Raw genomic sequence first — 22,440 nt, forward strand, 5'->3', positions numbered from 1 at the left:
GTGACCACCACCGAACTGCCGCTGACGCCCACCACGACCACGGTCCGCGCCGCGTGTCCGCACGACTGCCCGGACACGTGCGCGATGCTGGTGACCGTCGAGGACGGCCGCGCCACCGCAGTGACGGGCGATCCCGACCACCCGTTCACCCGGGGCGGGCTGTGCGTGAAGGTCAACAACTACCAGGACAAGACCTACGCCCCGGACCGCCTGCTGCACCCGATGCGCCGCACCGGCCCGAAGGGCAGCGGCCGGTTCGAGCGGATCAGCTGGGACGAGGCCCTCTCCGAGATCGCGGCCCAGTTCAAGGCGCGCATCGCCGAGTACGGCAGCGAGACCGTGATGCCGGTCAGCTACCTCGGCAACCAGGGGATCCTCAACGGGCTGTCCGTCGGCGACGGGTTCTTCCACCGGCTCGGCGCGACCGTCACCGAGCGCACCTACTGCGACTCCGGCGCCTGCACCGCGTACGCGACGACGATCGGGCCGACCGCGGGAGTCGACCCGGAGAGCATCGTCCACTCCCGCTACATCATCCTGTGGGCGACGAACACGATCTCCACGAACCTGCACCTGTGGCCGATCATCGCCGAGGCGCAGCGCAACGGTGCCAAGGTCGTGTGCATCGACCCGATGCGCCACCGCACCGCGCAGCGCGCCGATTGGCACATCCCGATCCGGCCCGGCACCGACGGCGCGCTCGCCCTCGCGATGATGCACGTGATCATCAACGAGGGCCTGACCGACGACGACTACATCGCTCGCCACACCCTCGGCTACGACGAGCTGGTCGAGCGCGTGCAGCAGTACTCGCCGGAGTGGGCGGCGCAGGAGACCGGGATCCCGGCGGACGACATCCGCACGCTGGCGCGCGAGTACGCGACCACGCACCCGTCGATGATCCGCATCGGAGTGGCGGTGGAGCGGCACGCGGGCGGCGGCCAGACGGTGCGCTCGATCGCGTGCCTGCCCGCGCTCGTCGGAGCGTGGCGGCACGTCGGCGGTGGCCTGCTGCAGCTGCCGCTGTGGGCGCACCCGGTGAACTGGCCGGCGTTCATGCTGCCCGAACTGCGCAAGCCCGGCACCCGCGTGGTCAACCAGTTCCTGCTCGGCCGGGCACTCACCGGAGAGCTCGCGCTCGACCCCCCGATCACCGCATTGATGGTCTACAACTCCAACCCGATGGTCGTCTGCCCCGAACAGGACAAGGTGGAGCGCGGGCTGCAGCGCGAGGACCTGTTCACCGTCGTCAGCGAGCACTTCCTGACCGACACGGCGAAGTACGCCGACATCGTGCTGCCCGCGACGACCGCGCTCGAGCAGCACGATCTGATGTTCAGCTGGGGCCACTTCTACGTCACCCTGAACACCCCGGCGATCGAGCCGCTGGGCGAGGCGGTGTCGAACACCGAGCTGTTCCGGCGGCTGTCGCGGGCGATGGGGTTCGAGGACGAGGTGCTGTACCGCTCCGACGAGGAGCTGCTCGCGCAGGCCTACGACTGGTCGGCGCCGGCGATGCAGGGCATCACGCTGGAATCGCTGCGCAGGACCGGCTGGGCGCGGCTCAACCTGCCGTCGAAGGACGAGTACGCGCCGCACCGCGAGGGCAACTTCCCGACGCCGTCGGGGAAGGTGGAGTTCCGCTCCAGCATCCTGGAGGCGCAGGGCAACTTCGTGCTCAACCTGTTCCGCCAGCTCTCCGACGACCACCAGCCGGGCGGCACCGTCGACCCGCTGCCGCACTACATCCCGCCGCGCGAGGGCGGCGAGGTGTACCCGCTCAACCTGCTCTCGCCGAAGTCGCACGCGTACCTCAACTCCAGCGCGGGCGACCAGCCGATGCAGAAGCGCGTGCAGGGCGAGCAGACCCTCACCATCCACCCGCAGGACGCGGCCGAGCGCGGCATCGAGAACGGGCAGTACGTCTGCGTGCGCAACGATCGCGGCCGGTTCCTCGCGCTGGCCAAGGTCAGCGACGAGGTCGCACCCGGCGTGGTCGTGTGCCCGCTGGGGACGTGGCCGAAGAACGCCAAGGACGGTCACACGGTCGCGGCGGTCAACCCGTTCGCGTTCGCCGACCTGGGCAACGCGCCGACGTTCTCGGACACCCGCGTGGAGGTCGAGCCGGTGTAGCCGTCAGCGGACGAGATCGGCCGAGGCGTCCCAGAGCCGCTGGGCGGTCTCGGGATCGACCGCGTGCCGGGCATAGCCGGTGCGGGAGCCCGGCACGTTCTCCTCGGCGATCGCGCAGTCCTCGAAGTACCGCCCGCCGATCCCGGTCAGCTCGGGCGCCGTCGCGACCAGGACCGGCGTGGCGGCGCCCTGGGCGGCCGTCTTCCAGCGCACGGCACCGTCGTAGTCGGCGGTGCCGTGCGGATCACGGCGGTGCGCGGTGCGCACCCCGCCGGGCATCACGGCGTTGGCGGTGATGCCGTCGCCCGCCCAGCGGCGGGTGGCCTCCACGGCGAAGAGCACGGCGGCGGTCTTCGACTGCGCGTACGCCGCGCCCGGGTGGTAGGGGCGGCGGGTGAACTGCAGGTCGTCGAGGTCCACCGGGGCGCGCAGGTGGGCGCTGGAGCTGAGGGTGACGATCCGGGCGTCGCCCGCGGCGGCCAGTGCGGGCCACAGCCCGGTGGCGAGCTTGAAGTGCCCGAGGTGGTTCACGGCGAACTGCAGCTCGTGCCCCCGGGAGGTGCGGAGGAGCGGGCCCGGGACGGCGCTGGCGTTGGCGACGAGCATGTGCAGCGGCCCGTCCCAGGTGCGGACGAAGGCGGCCACCGACTCCAGCTCGGCGAGGTCGACCCTGGCGACCAGGATGTCGGTGTTGCCGGTGCTCTCGACGATGTCGGCGGCCGCGCGCATGCCCGCGTACTCGTCGCGCACGGCGAGCGTGACCGACGCGCCGGCGAGCGCGAGCGCCCTGGCGGTCTCCAGGCCGATGCCGGAGGCGCCGCCGGTGACGACGGCGCGCCGGCCCCGCAGATCGAGGCCCTCGACGACCTCGGAGGCAGTGGAGGTGGCGGTGAATCGGGTGCTTCGGCGCTGGTCGGCGAGGGGGTGGAGGCTTCCGGCCCGATCGGCGAGTGCGGTCATGTCATGCTCCTCCCGCGGTACTCTGGAAGCGGAGGTACCTCCGCTTCCCCTCGTACAAGTGGAGGAACCTCCGGTTAGTTCCCGGGAAGGAGTCATAGTGGCGCCCGTCACACGTCCGCTGCGTGCGGACGCCCGGCGCAACCGGGAATGCCTCCTCGAGACGGCCGCGCGCGCGTTCGCGACGATCGGCCCGGACGTGCCGCTGGAGTCGATCGCGAAGGACGCGGGCGTCGGCATCGGCACCCTCTACCGGCACTTCCCCACCCGGGGCGCACTCATCGAGGCCGTCTACCGCAACGAGCTGTGCAACCTCTGCGAGGCCGCCGCGACGCTGCTGCGCGACCTGCCCGCCGACGCAGCGCTGCGGGCGTGGATGGACCGGTTCGTCGGCTACGTGGCCACCAAGCGCGGACTGGCCGACGCCCTGCGCGCCGTCGCGAGCGCGGGTGAGAACCCGTTCGCCGAGAGCCGCACCCGGCTGCTCACGACCGTGGGCCTGCTGCTGGAGGCCGGGGTGGCGGCGGGCAGCGTGCGCACCGACGTGGCGGCGGAGGACGTGCTGGCCGCCGTGCACGGCCTCACGCTGACGGCCACCGATCCCGAGCAGGCCCACCGTCTGCTCGACCTGCTGATGGACGGTCTGCGCAGCCGCTAGGGAGGCGCGAAGCAGATCGCCGGGACGGCCCCGCCGTCGATCGTGTGCGTGATCTCCCCGACCCGCTGCCAGCCCATCCGCTCGTAGAGCGCGACGGCCGCGGCCTCGCGGGTCAGCACGTCCAGCGCGGGTCGCAGGCCGCGAGCGGCCGCCTCCCGCCACGCCGCGCGCACCAGCCGTTCCCCCAGCCCCTTGCCCCGCTCATCCCGGGCCACGAACAGCCGGCACACGACCGCGACCGGCTCGCCGACCAGCGCGGCCACCGGATCGTCCGGCTCGGGCAGCCGCAGCGCCACGTGCCCGACGACCCCGCCGCCGTGATCGGCCACCCAGGCGCCGATGACGGGCGTGCCGCACAGCCAGTCGCCCAGGTCGTGTTGCATGTGCAGCGGATAGCCGTCGCGGCGGCGCACGTCGCGCAGCACCGCGATCAGCACGGCCACGTCGGCCTCGGCCCGCGGCCGCACCACGATCTCGACCGTGCCCGCGTGGCGCAGGTCGGCGACGTGGTGGCGCAGCTCGTGCGCGGCGTTGCGCACCAGCCAGCGCGCAGTGCGCTCCTCGCCGGGGAACCGGGTGACGGTGTGCGCCCAGTCGTCCGCACCGAGGCGCCCGATCTCCTCGACCAACCCCGCCACCGCGCGGTGCAGCTCGTCGAGCACCGCGGCGGGATCGGCCTCGGCGTAGCGGAAGCGCTGGGCGCGCAGATCGGCGAGCATCGGCTCGGCCACCGGCCGATCCTCGGTGCGCGCCCGGTGCAGGCGGATCGTCGAGGTGATCGCGACGTCGCGCAGATGGCACAGGTACTCCAGCGGCGACCACGTGCCCGGGTCGGGCGCCACCCGCAGCCGGTGCGGCGGCACCTCGGTCAGCGCCGCGGCGGCCGCGGCCGAGGCCTCCGCCACCGTCGCGGTGGCGGCCTCGACCGTCAGTTCGGCGTACGCGAGCCCGCACGACGGGCAACGATGGTCCTCGGCGGGCAGCGGCGGCACCGGCGCGTGCACCCGACCGACCATAGCCCGTGCCGGGCGCGCCGACGAGTGACTCGGGCGCGGACCCGGTTCGCCGCGTTAGCGTTGACCGTGGTCACGGCCCGATCCGGCGTTCCCGACGTCGGCGCGCTGCGCGCGCTCGGCGGGATGCGCGGCGTCGTGGAGCACGGGCCGACCGGCGGCTGGGAGACCACGGCGGGCCACGGCGTCGTCCTGTCCGCCCCGCACGAGGTGGACCACGTCCGCGACGGCGCCGAGAAGCGCGCCGAACGCGGCACAGGTCGGCTCGCGTTCGCGCTGGCCAGAGCGGTCGGCGCGGCGGGGATCCGCACGCACGGCCCGCAGGCCGCAGACCCGAACTGGGACACCGGACACCCCTACACCGCGCGGCTGGCCCGGCTCAGCCCCGACGCGCCGGTCGTGGACCTGCACATGATGCGCGACCGCGGCGTGGAGGTGTGCGTCGGACTCGGGCCGGTGCCTGACCTCGCCGACGGGCTGTGGCAGCCGCTCGTCGAGGAAGCGGTCGCCGCCGGCCTGCGGACAGCGGTGAACTGGCCGTTCCCGGCGCGCAAGCGCACCGTCACCGCGGCGCTGCAGCGCGCCGGGCGGCGCGCCGTGCAGGTGGAGCTGACCTGGGACTGCTACGACCCCACCCACCCGTCGATGCCGCTGGCCTACCTCGCCCTGCTGCGGGCGGTGCAGCGCATCGCGGCTGCGGAACACGGACCCCGCTGAGACCATCCGACGATGGACGACGCCGTGTTCCTCGACCACGTGACCGAGCGGCTCGCCGCCCTCCCGCACGTCGAGGCCGTCGCGCTCGGCGGGTCTCGCGCCCAGGGCACGCACCGCCCGGACAGCGACTGGGACCTCGCGATCTACTACCGCGGCCCGTTCGACCCGCAGGACCTGCGCGACCTCGGCTGGCCCGGTGAAGTCTCCCCGATCGGCGGCTGGGGCGGCGGGGTCTACAACGGCGGCGCGTGGCTGGAGATCGACGGCCGGCACACCGACGTGCACTACCGCGATCTCGACGTCGTCGAGCACGAGATCGCCGAGGCGCGAGCCGGCCGGGTGCGCATCGAGCACCTGCTGTTCCACCTCGCCGGCATCCCCACCTACCTGATCGTCGCCGAGGTGGCGATCAACCGGGTGCTGCACGGCAGCCTGCCCGTCGTCGACGAGTACCCGGCCGCGCTGCGCGCCGCCGCCCGGCGGGCGTGGTGGCAGAGCGCGGCGATGACCCTCGACTACGCCACCGGGCACGCGGCGCACGGCAGGGTCGCCCAGGTCGCGGGGCTCGTCGCCCAAGCGGCCACGCAGGCCGCGCACGCGGTGCTGGCTGCGCGGGGGGAATGGGTGACGAACGAGAAGACGCTGCTCACCCGGGCCGGGTTGCGCGGGGTCGACGAGCTGCTGGCCGGGCTGGCGCCGGATCCGCCGCGGTTGACGTGGGTGATCGGGGCGGCGCGGCGGCTGTGCGCGGATGCGGTGGCGGCGGCGGCCCGATGAATCGCCGGCGGGCGGCGAGACTCGTGGGCATGCCCACGTTCGCCCGCCGCACGTACGAACTGCTGGACCCGATCTGCCTGGTCACCTACTCCGCCGAGGAGCCGGCGGAGGAGCCGGCCGCGTTGGGGGGGCACCGGACTCACTGGGACGGTTACTCCGTCGCGCGGGCCTTCCCGCTGGGGCGGTGCCGGCCGCGGCCGTGGCCGTGGCCGCAGCGATCTACAGCTTCGCCGACGGCGAGGTCGCCCGCCACATCCCGAGCGCGTGGGAGGCCGTCGCACCGGCGGCGTCGTTCGAGGCGTGGCGGCGCGGGAGCGTCACCGCGCTGCGGCAGATCCTCGGGGAGCTGGCTGACTCGCCCGGGGCGGCGCGCGCGGCGGACCTCGTCGCCCGCGCCGCCGTGAGCGCCCCGTCGCGGGGCGGATCGTCCACGCGGGGTGGCGCGCCCTGCGCCCTTCCGGTGTCCGGCGAGCCGCTGGCCAGGCTGTGGCACTGCGTGACCGTGCTGCGGGAGCACCGCGGGGACGGCACGTCGCCGCCCTCGTCGTCGAGGGCACCGGGGGAACGGAGGCGCACGTCCTCGCGACCGTCGACATGGGGATCCATCCGCCGGAGTCGTTCGGGCGGATCCACCACCTGCCTCGTTCCGCGCTCGCCTCCGTCATGGCCGGGTTGCGGGAGCGGGGGTTGATCGACGGGGATGGGCGGTTCACCGCTCTCGGGCGGACCGTCGAGCGGCGGATCGAGGAACGGACCGATCTGCTGGCTGCTCCTGCGTCGCAGTGTGGTCCGGCGAGGAACGGGAGGAGGTGGTCCGGGCGTTGGAGCCGGTCGCGGCTCGGCTCGTGGCGGTGGGGTCGCGGTGAACGCACCGCAGTGCCGCGCAGCGCAGTCGCCGATGGGCGAGGTGCGCCTTCTGCGACGGCGAGTCGCGGATTCCATGGCGCCGGAGTGCGTCACATGGCCGGAGGCGAGGCGATCTCGGCCTCGCCCTGACGAAGCACGGGAGGATCAGGCGCGCCCGGCATCGGCGCGCCGGGCGATCTCCACGGCGACCGGTGCCGCGAGTTCCACGGCGAGCAGGAGGTCGTGGAACGTGTGCGGGCGGCCGAGGCTCGCCCGGGTCAGGAGACGGCCGATGCCGCCCAGGGCCATGAGACCGGCGAGGAGCCGCATGCGGGTGAGGTCGGGTTCGTCGGCCCGTGCCGCGTCGAGCCACGCCACGCCGTAGCCGGCGAAGACGGGCCCCATGAAGCGCACGTGCGAGTCGACCGTCGCGTCGGTGGGCATCCCCGGTTCGGCGCGTGCTCCGCCGAGGAGCTGGAGGCCGCCGATCGCGATGCAGGCCCGGCCGACGAGGCGTCCGAGGGTTCGCAGCGCCGCCATCGGCTCATTGTGCGGAGCACAGCTCCGTCTCGCAGGTCGAAGCGCGGACGGTCAAGCGCACCGCGGTGGCGCGATCTCGCCGGTGCGCCGCGGCGGTGCCCCGGGGGCGAGCTCGGTCGCCGACGCTGTCTCTCCTCGCGATCCTGCCGGGATCCGCCACGAGCTGCGCCGTGGTCCGGCGGCCGACGGAGACGACCGGGAAGCCGGCGGGTCGCCACGGCGTCCGCACCACCGCGGCATCGCCGCATCGGATCGATGCGGCTGCTCCACCCGGACGGCCGGAGCGATCAGACGGTGAGGATCAGACAGTGAGGATCAGACAGTGAGGATCAGACGTTGAAGCGGAACTCCACCACGTCGCCGTCGGCCATGACGTAGTCCTTGCCCTCCATCCGCACCTTGCCGGCGGCGCGGGCGGCGGCCATCGATCCGGCCTCGACGAGGTCGTCGTAGGAGACGATCTCGGCCTTGATGAAGCCGCGCTCGAAGTCGCTGTGGATCACGCCGGCGGCCTGAGGGGCGGTGGCGCCGCGGCGGATCGTCCAGGCGCGGGCCTCCTTCGGGCCTGCGGTGAGGAAGGTCTGCAGGCCGAGGGTGTGGAAGCCGGCGCGGGCGAGGGCGCGCAGGCCGGGTTCGGGCTGGCCGATCGACTCGAGGAGTTCGGCTGCGGACTCCTCGTCGAGCTCGAGGAGTTCGGACTCGACCTTGGCGTCGAGGAAGACGCAGTCGGCCGGGGCGACGAGCTCGGCCAGTTCCTTGCGGCGGGCCTCGTCGGTGAGGACGGCCTCGTCGGAGTTGAAGACGTACAGGAACGGTTTGATGGTGAGCAGGGACAGCTCGCGCAGCGGGGCCCGGTCGACGCCGGCCTGGAAGAGGGTCTTGCCGCTGTTGAGGATCTCGACGGCGCGCTCGGCGGCCTCGAGCGGCTCGCGGCGGTCCTTGTGGGTGCGCGCCTCCTTCTGCAGGCGCGGCAGCGCCTTCTCCAGGGTCTGGAGGTCGGCGAGGATCAGCTCGGTGGAGATCGTCTCGATGTCGGCGGCCGGATCGACCCGGTTGTCGACGTGGACGACGTCGGGATCGGAGAAGACGCGCACCACCTGGCAGATGGCGTCGGACTCGCGGATGTTGGCGAGGAACTTGTTGCCGAGGCCCTGCCCCTCGGAGGCACCGCGGACGATCCCGGCGATGTCCACGAACGACACGGTGGCGGGGACGATCCGCGCCGAGTTGAACATCGCAGCCAGCTCGTCCAGCCGCGGATCGGGCAGCGGCACCACCCCGACGTTGGGCTCGATCGTCGCGAACGGGTAGTTCGCGGCCAGCACGTCGTTGCGCGTCAGCGCGTTGAACAGCGTCGACTTGCCGACGTTGGGCAGCCCGACGATCCCGAGGGTGAGTGACACGAGGATCCAGGGTAGTCGTGCTCAGTCCTGCACCGTCGGGACGTCCAGCGCCGGGAGGTCCAGCGCCGGGAGGTCCAGCGCCGGGAGGTCCAGCGCCGGGAGGTCCAGCACAGCCGCGGGCGCTTCCGAGGACCCCGGGCTCACCGCCACCACCACGGCCGCCGAACCCGCCAGGAGGACCGTGGCCACCCCGAGCAGCGCCCGCCACCGGGCGCCGATGCGGCGCCGGGGAGCGCGGCGGTGCGCGCCCGTCCCGGTCCGGGACGACCCGGCGAGCAGGCGCGCCACCGTGGCCGCGGACGGCCGCCGCGCAGGATCGGGATCGGTCATCGAGCGCAGGATCGCCGCGAGATCGGCGGGCAGCCCGGGGGGCACCTCGGGACGGCGGAACAGCCGCGCCATCGCCGCCTCCGGCGCCGGGCCCGGGTACTCGCGGCGCCCGGTGAGCGCCTCCAGCAGGACCAGGCCGAGCGACCACACGTCCGTGGGGGGCCCGACCTGCTGGCCGCGGGCCTGCTCCGGCGACAGGTAGGCGACGGTGCCGACCACGCAGCCCTCGTCGGTGGCGACCGTGCCGTCGATGGCGACGGCGATGCCGAAGTCGGCCAGCCGCGCCTGCGAGCCGTCGCCCAGCAGGACGTTCGCCGGCTTGACGTCGCGGTGGACGATGCCCGCGGCGTGGACGTGCGCCAGCCCGGCCGCGAGCTGCGCGCCGATCCGGCGGACCTCGGCGGGCGGCAGCGCGCCTTCGCGGATCCGCTGGGACAGGGTGGGGCCCTCGACGAGGTCGGTGACGACGAACGGACGCCCGTCGGTGACGCCGCTGTCGCGCATCCCGACCAGTGCCGGATGCCGCAGCCGCCCCAGCAGGGCGAGCTCGCGGCGCTGGCGGGCGCGGTCCTGCACCGAGCCCTCGGCCCGGTAGACCTTGACGGCGACCATCTCGCCGGTGCGCAGGTCCCGCGCCTTGCGCACCTCCGCGAACGAGCCCCGGCCGAGCAGCTCGCCCAGCAGGTACCGGTCCGCGACGATCGTCGCGTCCCGTTCCCGCTGCTCGGTCATGCCGAGATGGTCCCCCGCGCGCGGCGATCCACACCTGCGACGCCGCCGACGACGCCGCGTGGTTCACGCGGACGGTCGAGCGCACGACCGCGGCGCCCACCGCCGGCCGTCCTCCCCGTCACCCGGTAGCATGGCGCGCCCCGTGCAGGAGGTGAGTGCGTGCGGCTTCCACCCCGTTGGCTGGTCGCGTGTTCCGTGGCGGGCGCGCTGGTCGCGAGCAGTACGGCGGTGCTCGTGATGCCGCGCCCGGTGACCGAACCCGCCCCCGTCGAGTCGGTGGAGCTGCCCTCGTTCCCGACCGAGCCGCCCTCCGGGGACGGGCCCGCGGTCACCGGTCAGCAGATCGCGCAGCTGGGCGCGACGCCGGCGCTGCGCCGCGCCGAGGAGATCCAGCGCGAGCTCACCCCGAAGCCGACCCAGCAGGCGAAGCCCCGCTCACCGCGCGCCGACGACGATGACGACGATCGCGACGACCGCATCCGCAAGGCCTGCCGAGACGGCCGGATGAAGGGTCGGGTCTGCAGAGGCCGCTGAGCCTCACGCTGCCGTGTCCGAATCCCGCCAGTCCGGGCGGGAAGACGGTGGCAGAGTCCAGGGCGTGGTCCTCGACCCCGATCGCTGCTACCGGGCCGTCGCTGCGCGCGACGCGCGCTTCGACGGCCAGTTCATCACCGCGGTGAAGACGACCGGCATCTACTGCCGGCCGTCCTGCCCCGCCACGACGCCGAAGCGGTCGAACGTGGAGTTCCTGCCCACCGCCGGCGCCGCCCAGCAGCGCGGCTACCGCGCCTGCCGGCGCTGCCTGCCCGACGCCGTCCCCGGCTCGCCGGAGTGGAACGTGCGGGCCGATCTCGCCGCTCGCGCGATGCGGCTCATCGCCGACGGCGTGGTGGAGCGGGTGGGCGTGCCCGGGCTGGCCCGTCGGCTCGGCTACTCGGAACGCCACCTCACCCGGGTGCTGACCCAAGAGCTGGGCGCCGGGCCGCTCGCGCTCGCCCGCGCCCACCGGGCGCACACCGCGCGGCTGCTCATCGAGACGACGCCGATGGCGATGGCCGACATCGCGTTCGCCGCGGGGTTCTCCAGCGTGCGGCAGTTCAACGACACCGTCCGCGAGGTCTACGGGGTGCCGCCGACGGTGCTGCGCCGCGAGGCCGGCCGCCGCGGCGCGGGCCCGGCCGCCGCCGGCACCGTGGTGCTGCGGCTGCCGTACCGGTCGCCGATCCACTTCGGCGGACTGTTCGCGTTCCTGTCCGCGACCGCGGTGCCGGGCGTGGAGTCGCTGGAGGACGGGGTGTTCCGGCGCACGCTGCGGCTGCCGCACGGCGCGGCGACGGTGGCGCTGGAGCCGCGCGAGGGACACGTCGTGGCGACGCTGCGGATGACCGATCCGCGCGATCTCGGTCCGACCGTGTCCCGGCTGCGCCGGCTGCTCGACCTGGACGCCGATCCCGTCGCGATCGACGAGGTGCTCTCCGCCGATCCCCTGCTCGCGCCCGCGGTGGCGGCGGCGCCCGGGATCCGCATCCCCGGCGCCGTGGACGGGCCCGAGGTGGCGCTGCGGGTCGTGCTCGGCCAGCAGGTGTCCACGGCGGCGGCCCGCACTGCGGCGGCGCGGCTGGCCGAGGCGCTCGGCGAGCGGCTGCCGCCCGCGCTGGCCGCCGACGGGCCCGGTCTGCTCTTCCCCACCCCGGAGGTGATCGCCGAGCGGGGCGCCGAGGTCCTCTACGGGCCGAAGCGGCGCATCGCGACGATCGTCGGGCTCGCCACCGAGATCGCCGAGGGCCGGCTCGTGCTCGACCCCGGCTGCGACGGCGCCGAGCTGCGCCGCCAGCTCCTGGCCCTGCCCGGCATCGGCCCGTGGACCGCGGGGTGCATCGCCATGCGGCTGCTCGGCGACCCCGATGAGCTGCTCGCCTCCGACCTCGCGGTCCGCCGCGGCGCGGGCCTCCTGGGCCTGCCGGCCGATCAGGCGGGCCTCGCCGCCCACGCCCGGCGGTGGGCGCCGTGGCGGTCGTACGCCGCCAACCACCTGTGGCGCACCTACCTCGAAGGAGTTCCCGCATGAGCACCTACGCGACGATCCCGACCCCGATCGCGCCGTTCACCGTGATCGTCGACGCGGACGGCGCCGTGCTCGCCTCCGGCTGGACCGCCGACGTCGACGCGCTGCTGCCGGTCATCCACCCCACCCTGCGCCCCGCCGAGCTCGTCGAGGGCGACATCGGCGCGGTCGCCGACGCGGTCGTCCGCTACCACGACGGGGACCTCACCGCGGTCGGCGCGATCCCGGTGCGGCAGCGGTCCGGGCCGTTCATCGAGCACGCGTGGGAGGTGCTGCGGACGGTCCCGCCGGGTGCGCCGGTCACGTACCGGGAGTTCGCCGCGAAGGCGGGCCGGCCCACCGCGGTCCGAGCGGCCGCGGCGGCGTGCGCGCGGAACGCGGCGGCGCTGTTCGTGCCCTGCCACCGGGTACTGGGCACCGACGGCACGATGCGCGGGTTCCGCTGGGGCACGGCCGTGAAGGAGGCGCTGCTCGCCCACGAGTCGCGCCCCTGAACCGTCCGCGGACCGGATCTGCGCGAACGGCCCTTCCGTGAGGAACGGTGCCCACGGAAGGGCCGTCGGCGGCGGATCGGACCGGTCCACCATAGCCCGTTCGGGTGACATCCGGTGGGCGTGCGGACCTGATCGGCCGGACGGGTCCCGACGGCCCCGGACCAGCCCGGACCATGACGCCGGCCACATCCACCGACCGCTCGAACCGCTGTTCGACCGTTCACCGCATCGGAGGTGTCCCCGGCGGCGCGCCTGCCCGAAATCGTCGGTACCGGTGTGCAGGGTGACCCCATGGACACCTCGCTGCTCATCGGCCTGATCGTCGGGCTGGCGCTCGGCGGCGGTACTGCCTACCTCGTGCTGCTCGCCCGCGGCCGCACGGCCGCCGCGGAATCGGCGCGCGCGGTGGCCGAGGGCAACGCCATCCTGCGGGCCGACGCGGCCGCGCTGCGCGCCGAGCGGGCGAGCCTGCTGGAGCGGCTCGACGAGCTCGGCGAGGCGCACGACCGCACCACCGAACGGTTGCGCCGCGCCGAGGCCGAAGCCGCCGCGGCGCAGGCCGCGCTGCGTGCCGAGCGGGAGGCCGGCCAGCGCCGCGAGGAGCTGCTCGCGGCGCGCGACCAGGAGCTGAAACAGGCGTTCGCGGCCCTGTCGGCCGATGCGCTGGCCCGCAACAACGAGCAGTTCGTCGCGCTGGCCGAGACGCGCATCAAGGAGGCCGCGTCGGCGCTGGCGGCGAAGTCCGCGGCCGAGGACGCCGAGAAGGCCGCCGCGGTGAGCAAGCTGCTGGATCCGGTCGCCGCCGCGCTCACCCGGGTCGAGGGCCAGCTGCGCACCGTCGAGAAGGAGCGCGAGGCCGCCTACGCCAGCCTCCGCGAGCAGGTCAACGCGATGCGCCAGAGCTCGGAGCAGCTCAAGAACGAGACGAAGGCACTGGTCAACGCGCTGCGCGCGCCGCATCAACGCGGTCGCTGGGGCGAGCTGCAGCTGGAGCGGATCGTGCAGCTGGCCGGCATGGTGGAGCACTGCGACTTCTCCACCCAGGTCAGTGCGCAGACCGCGGACGGCGGCGTGCGCCCCGACCTGGTCGTGCACCTGGCCGGCGGCAAGCAGATCGTCGTCGACGCCAAGGTGCCGTTCGCGGCGTACCTGGAGGCGGTCGAGGCCGCCGACGCGAAGGTCCACGCCGAGCGCCTGGCCGCGCACGCCCGCCAGCTGCGCCAGCACGTCGACCAGCTCGCTGCGAAGTCGTACTGGGCGGTGTTCGACCCGTCACCGGAGTTCGTGGTGCTGTTCGTGCCCGGCGACCCGTTCCTGCAGGCCGCGCTGCAGGCCGATCCGACGCTGCTGGAGCACGCGTTCTCGCAGAACGTCGTGATCGCCACCCCGACCACGCTGATCGCGCTGCTGCGCACCGTCGCGTACACGTGGCGGCAGGAGGCGCTGGCCCGCAACGCGGCGCAGGTGCACCAGCTCGGCAAGGAGCTGCACGGCCGGTTGGCCACGATGGGCACGCACGTGGCCAAGCTGGGCCGCGGGCTCGACGCCGCCGTGGAGGCGTACAACCGCACGGTCGCCTCCCTGGAGACGCGGGTGCTGGTCACCGCGCGCAAACTCACCGAGCTGCACGTCTCCGACGACGAGCTGCCCGAGATCGGGCAGGTCGATCGCGCACCGCGCCGGCTCTCCGCGCCCGAGCTGGTCGCGTCCGCGTCCGAATCGTTGATCGACCTGCACGAGATGGCGGACGGCACGCACGGCTGATCGGAGCCGCTCACCCGATCCGGGGGCACGTCGGCGCACGTCCTGACCGGGGACGATCTATCGTGCTCCCGTGACCCAGACCTGGCCCGTGGGCGAGCGCTCGATCCTCCCCTCGGTGCTCGGCCTGTCGGCCACGGTGGCGCTCGCGATCGCGACCGGCCTGACGGTGCTGGGTGTGCTCGTCGACCTGATGACCAAGGGCACGCTCGGGCTGGCCTTCACCGTGCTGTACGTCGCCGGGTGCGTGCTCGCGGTCGCCTGGGTGCGCCGCGACGGGCTGTTCGGGCCGATGGTCGCGCCGCCGCTGCTGCTGGCCTTCGCAGTGCCGGCGGTGGTGCTGATCGCCGGCGACCCGAAGCCCGGCACCGGCATGGCCGAGCGCCTGCTGCAGATCGGAGCGCCGCTGGTCAACGCGTTCCCGACGATGGCGGGCACCACCGCCGCCGGCGTGGCGCTCGGGCTGTTCCGCATGGCGACGCAGCGCATCCGCCGCACCCCGTCGCTGGACAAGAAGCCCGCCCGCGCGGGCGAGCCGGTCCGGCGGGACCGCCCGTCGGCCACGCGCGAGCGCCCGGGAGCGACCGAGGAGCGCCGGCCCGCCCGGGGATCGTCGGCGGCGGCGACGCGGGTCAGGCGCGAGCGGGACGCAGCTCGCGGGGCAGCGAGAAGACCAGCGTCTCCTCGGCGGTCGTGAACTCCTCGACCTGGTCCCAGCCCTTCTCCGCGAGCAGGTCGAGCACCCCCCGCACCAGCACCTCCGGCACGGAGGCGCCGCTCGTGACGCCGATCGTCTCGACCCCGTCGAGCCACTCCGGCTGGATGTCGCGCGCGTAGTCGATCAGCCGCGCCGCGCCGGCCCCGGCCTGCAGCGCCACCTCGACCAGCCGCACCGAGTTCGACGAGTTGCGCGACCCGACGACCAGCACGAGGTCGCACTGCGGCGCCATGGCCTTCACCGCGACCTGCCGGTTCTGGGTGGCGTAGCAGATGTCGTCGCTCGGCGGGTCCTGCAGCGTGGGGAAGCGCTCGCGCAGGGCCCGCACGATCTCCATCGTCTCGTCGACGGAGAGCGTGGTCTGCGACAGCCACACGACCTTCTCCGGGTCGCGCACGGTGACCTTGTCGACGTCGGCCACGGACTCGACGAGCTGGATGTGCTCGGGCGCCTCACCCGAGGTGCCCTCCACCTCCTCGTGGCCGGCGTGCCCGACGAGCAGGATGTCGAAGCCCTCGCGGGCGAACCGCTTCGCCTCGTTGTGCACCTTCGTGACCAGCGGGCAGGTGGCGTCGATGGTGCGCAGGCTGCGCCGGGCGGCCTGCTCGCGCACCGCGGGCGACACCCCGTGCGCGGAGAACACCACGATCGCACCCTCCGGCACGTCGTCGGTCTCGTCGACGAAGACGGCGCCGCGCTCGGCGAGGGTCTTCACGACGTGGACGTTGTGGACGATCTGCTTGCGCACGTAGACCGGGGCGCCGTGCTTCTCCAGCGCGCGCTCCACGGCCTCCACGGCCCGGTCGACGCCTGCGCAGTAACCACGCGGCTTGGCCAGCAGGACACGCTTGCTGCTCGATCCGGGCATGGCTCCCAGCCTACGGACCACCGCGCGGACCGGCCCGTCCGTGTGCCCCGCGGCACGGCCGGGACCGGGCAGGAGTGGAACACTGTGCTGCATGACGCCGCTTCCGCTGCCCATCCGGGTCGCCGCCGGGCTCGTCGCGACGGCCGTCGAGCAGACGCGCGAGCTGCCCCGCCGCCTGGTCGAACTGCCGGTCACCGCCGTGAGCCAGACGCTGCAGGCGGGCATGCGGGTCCAGCAGAAGGTCACCGAGCTGGCGATCAAGGGCGACCGGGCGCTGTCGCTGCTGCGCCCGGTCGAGGAGAAGCCCGCCTGGGCGACGTTCGACGACGAGCTCGAGGAGACCGAGCCGGAGGCGAGCGTCACCGAGGAGTACACGCCGACGCAGAAGCCGGCCGGCAACGGAGTCGCCGCGGTCCGGCCGCGCACGGTCACCCCGATCGACGTTGCGCGCAGGACCACCCCGCCCGCGCCGGAGGAGGAACCCGAGCGCATCGACGCCGTCGACGACCTCGACGCGAGCGCCGATGCCGAGGCGATCGCGCTCATCGAGCAGGCGGAGGAGGCCGAGGGCGGGGCCGCCCCCGCGACACCGCCCGCCGGGCCGTCCGTCCTGCCCGAGTACCCGCAGCTGACGATCCCGCAGCTGCGCGGGCGGTTGCGCTTCCTGTCGCTGGAGGCGCTGCGGGAGCTACTCGAGTGGGAGACCGCGCACGACGCGCGCCCGCCGTACATGACGATGCTGCAGAACCGGATCGCCACGGTCGCCGAGGGCGGGTGAGCGCGCCGTCCACGCCGGAGCAGCCCTGGCCGGTCCGCACGGTCGCCCGCAAGATCGCCGAGTGGGTGGACCGGCTCGGATCGGTGTGGGTGGAGGGCCAGCTCGCGCAGGTCGTCGCCCGGCCGGGGACCGGCACGGCCTTCCTGACCCTGCGCGACCCGGCCGCGGACGTGTCGCTGCAGCTCACCGCGCCCATCGGGCTGGTGCGGGAGAACCCGGCCGTCGCCGAGGGCAACCGGGTGGTGGTGCTCGGCAAGCCCAGCTTCTTCCTCGGCCGCGGCACGCTGTCGCTGCGGGTCAGCGACATCCGCGCGGTCGGGATCGGTGAGCTGCTCGCCCGCATCGAGCGGCTGCGGCGACTGCTCGCCGCGGAGGGGCTGTTCGATCCGGCGCGCAAGCGGAAGCTGCCGTTCCTGCCGTCCGGGATCGGGCTGATCACCGGGCGGGCGTCGGCGGCCGAGCACGACGTCGTCATGAACGCGCAGGCGCGCTGGCCCGCGGCGCGGTTCCGCATCGAGCACGTCGCCGTGCAGGGGGCGCTCGCGGTGCCGCAGATCGTGGACGCCCTCGCTGCGCTGGACAAGGATCCGACGATCGACGTGATCGTGCTGGCCCGCGGCGGCGGCAGCGTCGAGGACCTGCTGCCGTTCTCCGACGAGACGCTCTGCCGCGCAGTCGCCGACTGCCGCACCCCGGTGGTGTCGGCGATCGGGCACGAGCCGGACACCCCGCTGGTCGACCACGTGGCCGATCTGCGCTGTTCCACCCCGACCGAGGCCGGGCGGCGGATCGTGCCGGACGTGCGGGAGGAGAGCGCCCGCATCGCCGAGCTGCGCGGGCGGGCGCGGCGGGCGCTGGCCGGGTGGGTGGACCGCGAGCAGCGGTTGCTGGAGGCGCTGCGCAACCGGCCCGTGCTCGCGGCGCCGCTGCAGTGGCTCGAACAGCACCACGCGGAGATCGAGCGGCTGACCGCCGCCGCGCGGGCGGCGCTGCTGCGCGACCTGGACCGCCGCCAGCACGATCTCGAACACGTCCGAGCCCGGCTCACCGCGCTCGGTCCGGCGGCGACGCTCGCCCGCGGCTACGCGGTCGTGCAGCGGATCGACGAGGACGAGCGGCACGTCGTGCGCTCGGTCGGCGAGGTCGCGGAGGGCGACCGGCTGCGGATCCGGGTGGCCGACGGCGCGGTGGCCGCGCGCGTGGAGAAGATGGAGGCGTGAAACCGGTCGAGGAACTCGGCTACGAGGCCGCCCGCGACGAGCTCGCCGAGGTCGTGCGCAAGCTGGAGGCCGGCGGGCTCGGGCTCGACGACTCGGTCGCGCTGTGGGAACGCGGCGAGGCGCTGGCCCGCCGCTGCGAGGAACAACTGGCCGGGGCGCGCGAGCGCGTGCAGAAGGTCCTCGATGAGGCCGCGTCGTCTGCGGCGCAGTCCGCGGACTGATCTCGGCGCTCGACTCTCAGCGCCCGACTTTCAGCGCCCAACGACCGGTGCCTGCTGCACGGCCTCGGCGAGCGCCCGGAAGTCCGCCTCGCTCGCGCTGCCGGTGATCAGGTACCGGACCTCGCCGGCGTCGGCGATCCAGATCGGTTCGTCGGCGGTGTAGACCACCCAGCGGGTGCCGTCGACGTCGACCGGGCCCTGGGCGCCCACTGCGGCACCCCCGGCCTGCGCGCGCAGCAGCTGCTCCTCGGAGGCGGTGCCCTGAAGCAGGCGGAGGAAGCGGTTCGCGACCGTCAGGTACCCGACGCGCACCACCCGCTCGTCGCTGCCGTCGGCGACCCGGTCGAGTCCGGACGAGTTCGCGCGCCACCCCTCCGGCAGCTCGGGCACCCGCACCGGGAACGGCACCTCGCCGGCGTAGCGGCGCAGATCGGCGGCGGCGTCGATGGTCGGGGTGGCGGCCTGGTCCACCTGCGGGCCGCCGGGCGCGAACGTGCACGAGCGGCTCACGCCCGCCACGAACAGCGCCAGCACGACCAGCACCACGACCGCGCCGACCATGTCGCGCACGGACAACGCGGACCGCGGCGGTTTGGACATGCTCACAGTTCAATAGTGGCAGGCGCTCGGTCTGCCAGTATCGGCTCATGACCAACGGCTCGCAGCGGCGCCGGGAGGCGCCGGACCGGAACCTCGCCATGGAGCTCGTCCGCGTCACGGAGGCGGCGGCGATGGCCGCAGGCCGCTGGGTCGGCCGCGGCGACAAGAACGGTGGCGACGGCGCGGCCGTGGACGCGATGCGGCAGCTGATCAGCACCGTGTCGATGCGGGGCGTCGTCGTCATCGGGGAAGGCGAGAAGGACGAGGCCCCGATGCTGTACAACGGCGAGGAGGTCGGCAACGGCGAGGGGCCGGAGTGCGACGTCGCCGTCGACCCCATCGACGGCACGACGCTGATGTCGAAGGGCATGCCCGGCTCGGTCGCGGTCCTCGCGGTCGCCGAACGGGGCGCCATGTTCGATCCCTCGGCGGTCTTCTACATGGAGAAGCTCGCCACCGGCCCGGAGGCTGCGGACGTCATCGACATCCGCGAACCGGTCGCGGAGAACATCCGCCGGGTGGCCGAGGCGAAGCACATCCACGTCACCGACGTGACGGTCTGCGTGCTCGACCGGCCCCGGCACGCCGAGCTGGTCAAGGAGATCCGCCGCACCGGCGCCCGCATCCACTTCATCACCGACGGCGACGTGGGCGGCGCGATCTCGGCGGCGCGCCCGAACACCGGTATCGACCTGCTGTACGGCATCGGCGGCACGCCGGAGGGCATCATCGCCGCGGCCGCGATGAAGTGCATGGGCGGTGCGCTGCAGGGCAAGCTGTGGCCGCGCGACGACGAGGAGCGGGCCAAGGCGATCGCGGCGGGCCACGACCTGGACCGGGTGCTCACCCAGGACGACCTGGTCCGCGGGGACAACGTGTTCTTCTGCGCGACCGGCATCACCGACGGCGAGCTGCTGCGCGGCGTGCGCTACAGCACCGGCGGCTGCACCACGCAGTCGATCGTCATGCGGTCCAAGTCGGGCACCGTGCGGATGATCGAGGCCTACCACCGGCTGACGAAGCTGCGCGAGTACTCCACGGTCGACTTCGACCTGCCGGAGGACACACTCGCCTCGGAGCCGCCACCCCTGCCCTGACCTGGGCGAGTTCGTGATCTGATCGCGATCGTCGGCTACTTGCCCGCCGGGCGCCCCGCCAGCGATCCTCTGATCTCTGACAACAGGGGGTCGTCATGCGCGCACTGCGGGTGCTCATGTTGGTGGTCGTCGTCGGCGTCGTCGGCGTCCTGATCACCGGTCCGAGCACCCGCAGCGCGCTCCCCGATCCCCTGCCCGTCGCCGGCGAGGTCGCCCGCCCGGTCGCCGAGATCGCCCCCGACCTGGGCGTCGTCCTCACGTCGGCGCTCAGCCCGGCCGCGGCCGTGGTGGAGCGGTTCCCCGCGCTCGTGCCGGGCACGCCGTGCATGGCGACGGCGCGGGCGTGCATCGACCTGTCCGCGAACAAGTCGTGGCTGATCTCCGGCGGCCAGGTGATCTACGGCCCGGTGCCGATCACCCACGGCCGCAAGGGCTGGCGCACCCCGCCCGGAGTCTTCCGCGTGACGTTCAAGAACAAGAACCACCGCAGCTCGCTGTTCAACAACGCGCCGATGCCGTACTCGGTGTTCTTCAACGGCGGCATCGCCTTCCACGAGGGCAGCCTGCGGGAGCTGTCGCACGGCTGCATCCACCTCTCGCGGGCAGCGGCGCAGACCTACTTCGCGACCCTGCAGCGCGGCGACATCGTGCAGGTGGTGCCCTGAGCCCGAGCGTCCTGTGGTATGACCCACCCGGCCTGCAGCGCTGATCAGGACCACACTGGAACCATGAGCGACGAGGCCGAGTTCCGGATCGAGCACGACACGATGGGCGAGGTCCGCGTCCCCGCCCGGGCGCTGTGGCGGGCGCAGACCCAGCGCGCCGTCGAGAACTTCCCGATCTCCGGCCGCGGCCTGGAACGGGCGCAGATCCGCGCGCTCGGCCTGGTCAAGGCGGCTGCCGCGCGCGTGAACGGCCGCCTCGGCGTGCTCGACGAGGAGCTGGCCGAGGCGATCGCCGAGGCCGCGGACAAGGTGGCCGCCGGGGAAGTGGACGACCACTTCCCCGTCGATGTCTTCCAGACCGGCTCGGGCACCAGCTCGAACATGAACGCCAACGAGGTCATCGCGACCCTGGCGGCCCGGGCGACCGGCATCGACGTGCACCCGAACGACCACGTCAACGCCTCGCAGTCGTCGAACGACGTGTTCCCGACGACGATCCACCTGGCCGCGACCGAGGCGCTCGCCACCGACGTCGTGCCGGCGCTCGAACACCTCGCGGCGACGCTGCGCCGGCGCGCGCAGGACTGGGCCGACGTCGTGACGGCGGGCCGCACGCACCTCATGGACGCCGTGCCGATCACCCTCGGGCAGGAGGCGGGCGGCTGGGCCACGCAGGTCGAGTACGGCGTCGCCAGAGTCAAGAACACGCTGCCGCGGCTGGCCCAGTTGCCGATCGGCGGCACCGCGGTCGGCACCGGGCTGAACGCGCCTGAGGGGTTCGCAGCCGGTGTCGTCGAGGAGCTGCGCGCGGCCACCGGGCTCGGCGTGCTGACGGAGGCCTCCGACCACATCGAGGCCCAGAGCGCCCGGGACGGGCTGGTGGAGGCCTCGGGCGCGCTGCGCACGGTGGCGGTGTCGCTCTACAAGATCGCCAACGACATCCGCTGGCTCGGCTCGGGTCCGCGGACCGGACTCGCCGAGCTGCACCTGCCCGACCTGCAGCCGGGCAGCTCGATCATGCCGGGCAAGGTCAACCCGGTGATCTGCGAGGCCACGATGATGGTGGCCGCTCAGGTGATCGGCAACGACGCCACCGTCGCGTTCTCCGGCAGCCAGGGCAACCTGCAGCTCAACGTGATGATGCCGGTCATGGCGCGCAATCTGCTGGAGTCCGCCCGGCTGCTCGCCAACTCGGCTCGGCTACTGGCCGACAAGGTCATCGCGGGCGCGGAGGCCGACGTGGCGCGCACCCGCGAGTACGCGGAGTCGTCGCCGTCGATCGTGACCCCGCTCAACCGCTACCTCGGCTACGAGGAGGCCGCCTCGATCGCCAAGCAGTCGCTCAAGGAGCGCAAGACGATCCGCCAGGTGGTGATCGAACGCGGGCACGTGCCCGGCAAGCTGACCGAGGAGCAGCTCGACGCCGCACTGGACGTGCTCGCCATGGCGCGCGGCGGGCGGAGGTAGCCGTCGGGCCTTAGGTTGGGCGGATGGTGACGGACCTGTACGAGCTGGGCGAAGAGCTGCTCGCCGAGGCGAGCGGTGCGACGAACGGGGTGGCGTCGCGCGCCGTCGTGCACGGCGACCGGCAGCGGGCCGTGCTCATCGCGATCCGGGCGGGGCACGGTCTCGGTGAGCACAACGCACCGCCCGCGGCGACCCTGCAGCTGCTGAAGGGCGCCGCGACGCTGCGCGCCGGAGACGCGGAGATCGAGCTCTCGGCGGGCCGGCTCACCGAGATCCCGCAGCAGCGGCACGACCTGACCGCGGCGGAGGACACCGTCGCGCTGCTGACCGTCGCGATCTCCCCGCCGGAGGCGCGCGGCTGAGCGCGATCGCGCCGCGGG

General features: G+C 73.8%; 23 protein-coding genes and 1 pseudogene. 17 read left to right on the forward strand and 7 right to left on the reverse strand.

Annotated features, from left to right (window positions below; all coding sequences use genetic code 11):
* Complete coding sequence (locus tag BUE41_RS18740) at positions 1–2,133, forward strand: molybdopterin-containing oxidoreductase family protein (RefSeq protein ID WP_073458410.1); 2,133 nt, start codon at positions 1–3, stop codon at positions 2,131–2,133.
* A gap of 3 nt (positions 2,134–2,136) precedes the next feature.
* Here the strand turns inward: BUE41_RS18740 and BUE41_RS18745 are convergent, their stop codons facing one another.
* Positions 2,137–3,093: an SDR family NAD(P)-dependent oxidoreductase gene (locus BUE41_RS18745; protein WP_073458411.1), complete on the reverse strand. Its 957-nt coding sequence runs from the start codon at positions 3,091–3,093 to the stop codon at positions 2,137–2,139.
* A gap of 97 nt (positions 3,094–3,190) precedes the next feature.
* Here BUE41_RS18745 and BUE41_RS18750 point away from each other — a divergent pair, with 97 nt between their 5' ends.
* The gene (locus BUE41_RS18750) at positions 3,191–3,748 is read left to right on the forward strand and encodes a TetR/AcrR family transcriptional regulator (RefSeq protein ID WP_234997401.1); all 558 of its coding nucleotides are present in this window, start codon (positions 3,191–3,193) and stop codon (positions 3,746–3,748) included.
* Here the strand turns inward: BUE41_RS18750 and BUE41_RS29780 are convergent.
* Positions 3,745–4,752, reverse strand: coding sequence for a GNAT family N-acetyltransferase (locus BUE41_RS29780; RefSeq protein ID WP_234997402.1), 1,008 nt, complete (start codon positions 4,750–4,752; stop codon positions 3,745–3,747). The genes BUE41_RS18750 and BUE41_RS29780 overlap by 4 nt on opposite strands.
* Before the next feature lie 78 nt (positions 4,753–4,830).
* Between BUE41_RS29780 and BUE41_RS18760 the strand changes: the two genes are divergently transcribed.
* The 3 genes and pseudogenes from BUE41_RS18760 to BUE41_RS32960 all read left to right on the forward strand — a co-directional run bounded on the left by BUE41_RS18760 (position 4,831) and on the right by BUE41_RS32960 (position 7,251).
* Positions 4,831–5,478 carry an N-formylglutamate amidohydrolase gene (locus BUE41_RS18760; RefSeq protein WP_143172236.1) on the forward strand — a complete coding sequence of 216 codons (648 nt, stop codon included), beginning with the start codon at positions 4,831–4,833 and terminating at the stop codon, positions 5,476–5,478.
* A gap of 12 nt (positions 5,479–5,490) precedes the next feature.
* Positions 5,491–6,255: a nucleotidyltransferase domain-containing protein gene (locus BUE41_RS18765; protein WP_073458413.1), complete on the forward strand. Its 765-nt coding sequence runs from the start codon at positions 5,491–5,493 to the stop codon at positions 6,253–6,255.
* A pseudogene (locus tag BUE41_RS32960) lies at positions 6,230–7,251 on the forward strand (helix-turn-helix domain-containing protein). The gene BUE41_RS18765 and the pseudogene BUE41_RS32960 overlap by 26 nt, the downstream one beginning before the upstream one ends.
* Positions 7,252–7,266: 15 nt before the next feature.
* On the opposite strand, the gene BUE41_RS18775 reads toward BUE41_RS32960, so the two are convergent.
* The 3 genes from BUE41_RS18775 to BUE41_RS18785 all read right to left on the reverse strand — a co-directional run bounded on the left by BUE41_RS18775 (position 7,267) and on the right by BUE41_RS18785 (position 10,106).
* Positions 7,267–7,641, reverse strand: a complete 375-nt coding sequence (locus BUE41_RS18775; RefSeq protein WP_073458414.1) for a DUF4345 domain-containing protein — start codon at positions 7,639–7,641, stop codon at positions 7,267–7,269.
* A gap of 329 nt (positions 7,642–7,970) precedes the next feature.
* A complete protein-coding gene (ychF, locus tag BUE41_RS18780) occupies positions 7,971–9,044 on the reverse strand; it encodes a redox-regulated ATPase YchF (RefSeq protein WP_073458415.1) in 1,074 nt (357 codons plus the stop codon).
* Between the two features lie 21 nt (positions 9,045–9,065).
* Positions 9,066–10,106, reverse strand: coding sequence for a serine/threonine-protein kinase (locus BUE41_RS18785; protein ID WP_073458416.1), 1,041 nt, complete (start codon positions 10,104–10,106; stop codon positions 9,066–9,068).
* A gap of 159 nt (positions 10,107–10,265) precedes the next feature.
* On the opposite strand from BUE41_RS18785, the gene BUE41_RS18790 reads away from it, so the two are divergent.
* From BUE41_RS18790 to BUE41_RS18810, 5 genes are all read left to right on the forward strand, one after another.
* The gene (locus tag BUE41_RS18790) at positions 10,266–10,640 is read left to right on the forward strand and encodes a hypothetical protein (RefSeq protein WP_143172237.1); all 375 of its coding nucleotides are present in this window, start codon (positions 10,266–10,268) and stop codon (positions 10,638–10,640) included.
* Positions 10,641–10,704: 64 nt separating this feature from the next.
* Positions 10,705–12,174, forward strand: coding sequence for a DNA-3-methyladenine glycosylase 2 family protein (locus tag BUE41_RS18795; protein ID WP_200804006.1), 1,470 nt, complete (start codon positions 10,705–10,707; stop codon positions 12,172–12,174).
* Entirely contained in the window at positions 12,171–12,665 is a 495-nt protein-coding gene (locus tag BUE41_RS18800; RefSeq protein ID WP_073458419.1) for a methylated-DNA--[protein]-cysteine S-methyltransferase, read from the forward strand. The genes BUE41_RS18795 and BUE41_RS18800 overlap by 4 nt, the downstream gene beginning before the upstream one ends.
* Before the next feature lie 291 nt (positions 12,666–12,956).
* Complete coding sequence (locus tag BUE41_RS18805) at positions 12,957–14,429, forward strand: DNA recombination protein RmuC (RefSeq protein WP_073458420.1); 1,473 nt, start codon at positions 12,957–12,959, stop codon at positions 14,427–14,429.
* Between the two features lie 70 nt (positions 14,430–14,499).
* Positions 14,500–15,123 (forward strand): DUF6542 domain-containing protein, encoded by a 624-nt coding sequence (locus BUE41_RS18810; protein ID WP_073458421.1) that lies wholly within the window; start codon positions 14,500–14,502, stop codon positions 15,121–15,123.
* Here BUE41_RS18810 and BUE41_RS18815 read toward each other — a convergent pair.
* Positions 15,059–16,012 (reverse strand): 4-hydroxy-3-methylbut-2-enyl diphosphate reductase, encoded by a 954-nt coding sequence (locus BUE41_RS18815; protein ID WP_073458422.1) that lies wholly within the window; start codon positions 16,010–16,012, stop codon positions 15,059–15,061. The two genes, BUE41_RS18810 and BUE41_RS18815, sit on opposite strands and share 65 nt — an antisense overlap.
* 91 nt (positions 16,013–16,103) lie before the next feature.
* Between BUE41_RS18815 and BUE41_RS18820 the strand changes: the two genes are divergently transcribed.
* From BUE41_RS18820 to BUE41_RS18830, 3 genes are read left to right on the forward strand one after another with little or no spacing between them, the layout of a single operon-like run.
* Positions 16,104–16,790, forward strand: coding sequence for a lipid droplet-associated protein (locus tag BUE41_RS18820; RefSeq protein ID WP_073458423.1), 687 nt, complete (start codon positions 16,104–16,106; stop codon positions 16,788–16,790).
* Positions 16,787–18,010, forward strand: a complete 1,224-nt coding sequence (gene xseA / locus BUE41_RS18825) for an exodeoxyribonuclease VII large subunit (protein WP_073458424.1) — start codon at positions 16,787–16,789, stop codon at positions 18,008–18,010. Before BUE41_RS18820 ends, xseA begins: the two co-directional genes overlap by 4 nt.
* A complete protein-coding gene (locus BUE41_RS18830) occupies positions 18,007–18,231 on the forward strand; it encodes an exodeoxyribonuclease VII small subunit (RefSeq protein WP_073458425.1) in 225 nt (74 codons plus the stop codon). Before xseA ends, BUE41_RS18830 begins: the two co-directional genes overlap by 4 nt.
* A gap of 30 nt (positions 18,232–18,261) precedes the next feature.
* Here the strand turns inward: BUE41_RS18830 and BUE41_RS18835 are convergent, their stop codons facing one another.
* The gene (locus BUE41_RS18835) at positions 18,262–18,831 is read right to left on the reverse strand and encodes a DUF4245 domain-containing protein (protein ID WP_073458477.1); all 570 of its coding nucleotides are present in this window, start codon (positions 18,829–18,831) and stop codon (positions 18,262–18,264) included.
* Positions 18,832–18,878: 47 nt separating this feature from the next.
* Here BUE41_RS18835 and glpX point away from each other — a divergent pair, with 47 nt between their 5' ends.
* From glpX to BUE41_RS18855, 4 genes are all read left to right on the forward strand, one after another.
* Entirely contained in the window at positions 18,879–19,928 is a 1,050-nt protein-coding gene (gene glpX, locus BUE41_RS18840) for a class II fructose-bisphosphatase (protein WP_073458426.1), read from the forward strand.
* A 95-nt stretch (positions 19,929–20,023) separates the two neighbouring features.
* A complete protein-coding gene (locus BUE41_RS18845; RefSeq protein WP_084755358.1) occupies positions 20,024–20,593 on the forward strand; it encodes a L,D-transpeptidase in 570 nt (189 codons plus the stop codon).
* A 63-nt stretch (positions 20,594–20,656) separates the two neighbouring features.
* Positions 20,657–22,060 (forward strand): class II fumarate hydratase, encoded by a 1,404-nt coding sequence (locus BUE41_RS18850; protein ID WP_073458427.1) that lies wholly within the window; start codon positions 20,657–20,659, stop codon positions 22,058–22,060.
* A gap of 23 nt (positions 22,061–22,083) precedes the next feature.
* Complete coding sequence (locus BUE41_RS18855; RefSeq protein WP_073458428.1) at positions 22,084–22,422, forward strand: cupin domain-containing protein; 339 nt, start codon at positions 22,084–22,086, stop codon at positions 22,420–22,422.
* Positions 22,423–22,440: the final 18 nt, after the last annotated feature.

The sequence above is a fragment of the Pseudonocardia thermophila genome, assembly GCF_900142365.1.
In the GTDB taxonomy this organism is placed as follows: domain Bacteria; phylum Actinomycetota; class Actinomycetes; order Mycobacteriales; family Pseudonocardiaceae; genus Pseudonocardia; species Pseudonocardia thermophila.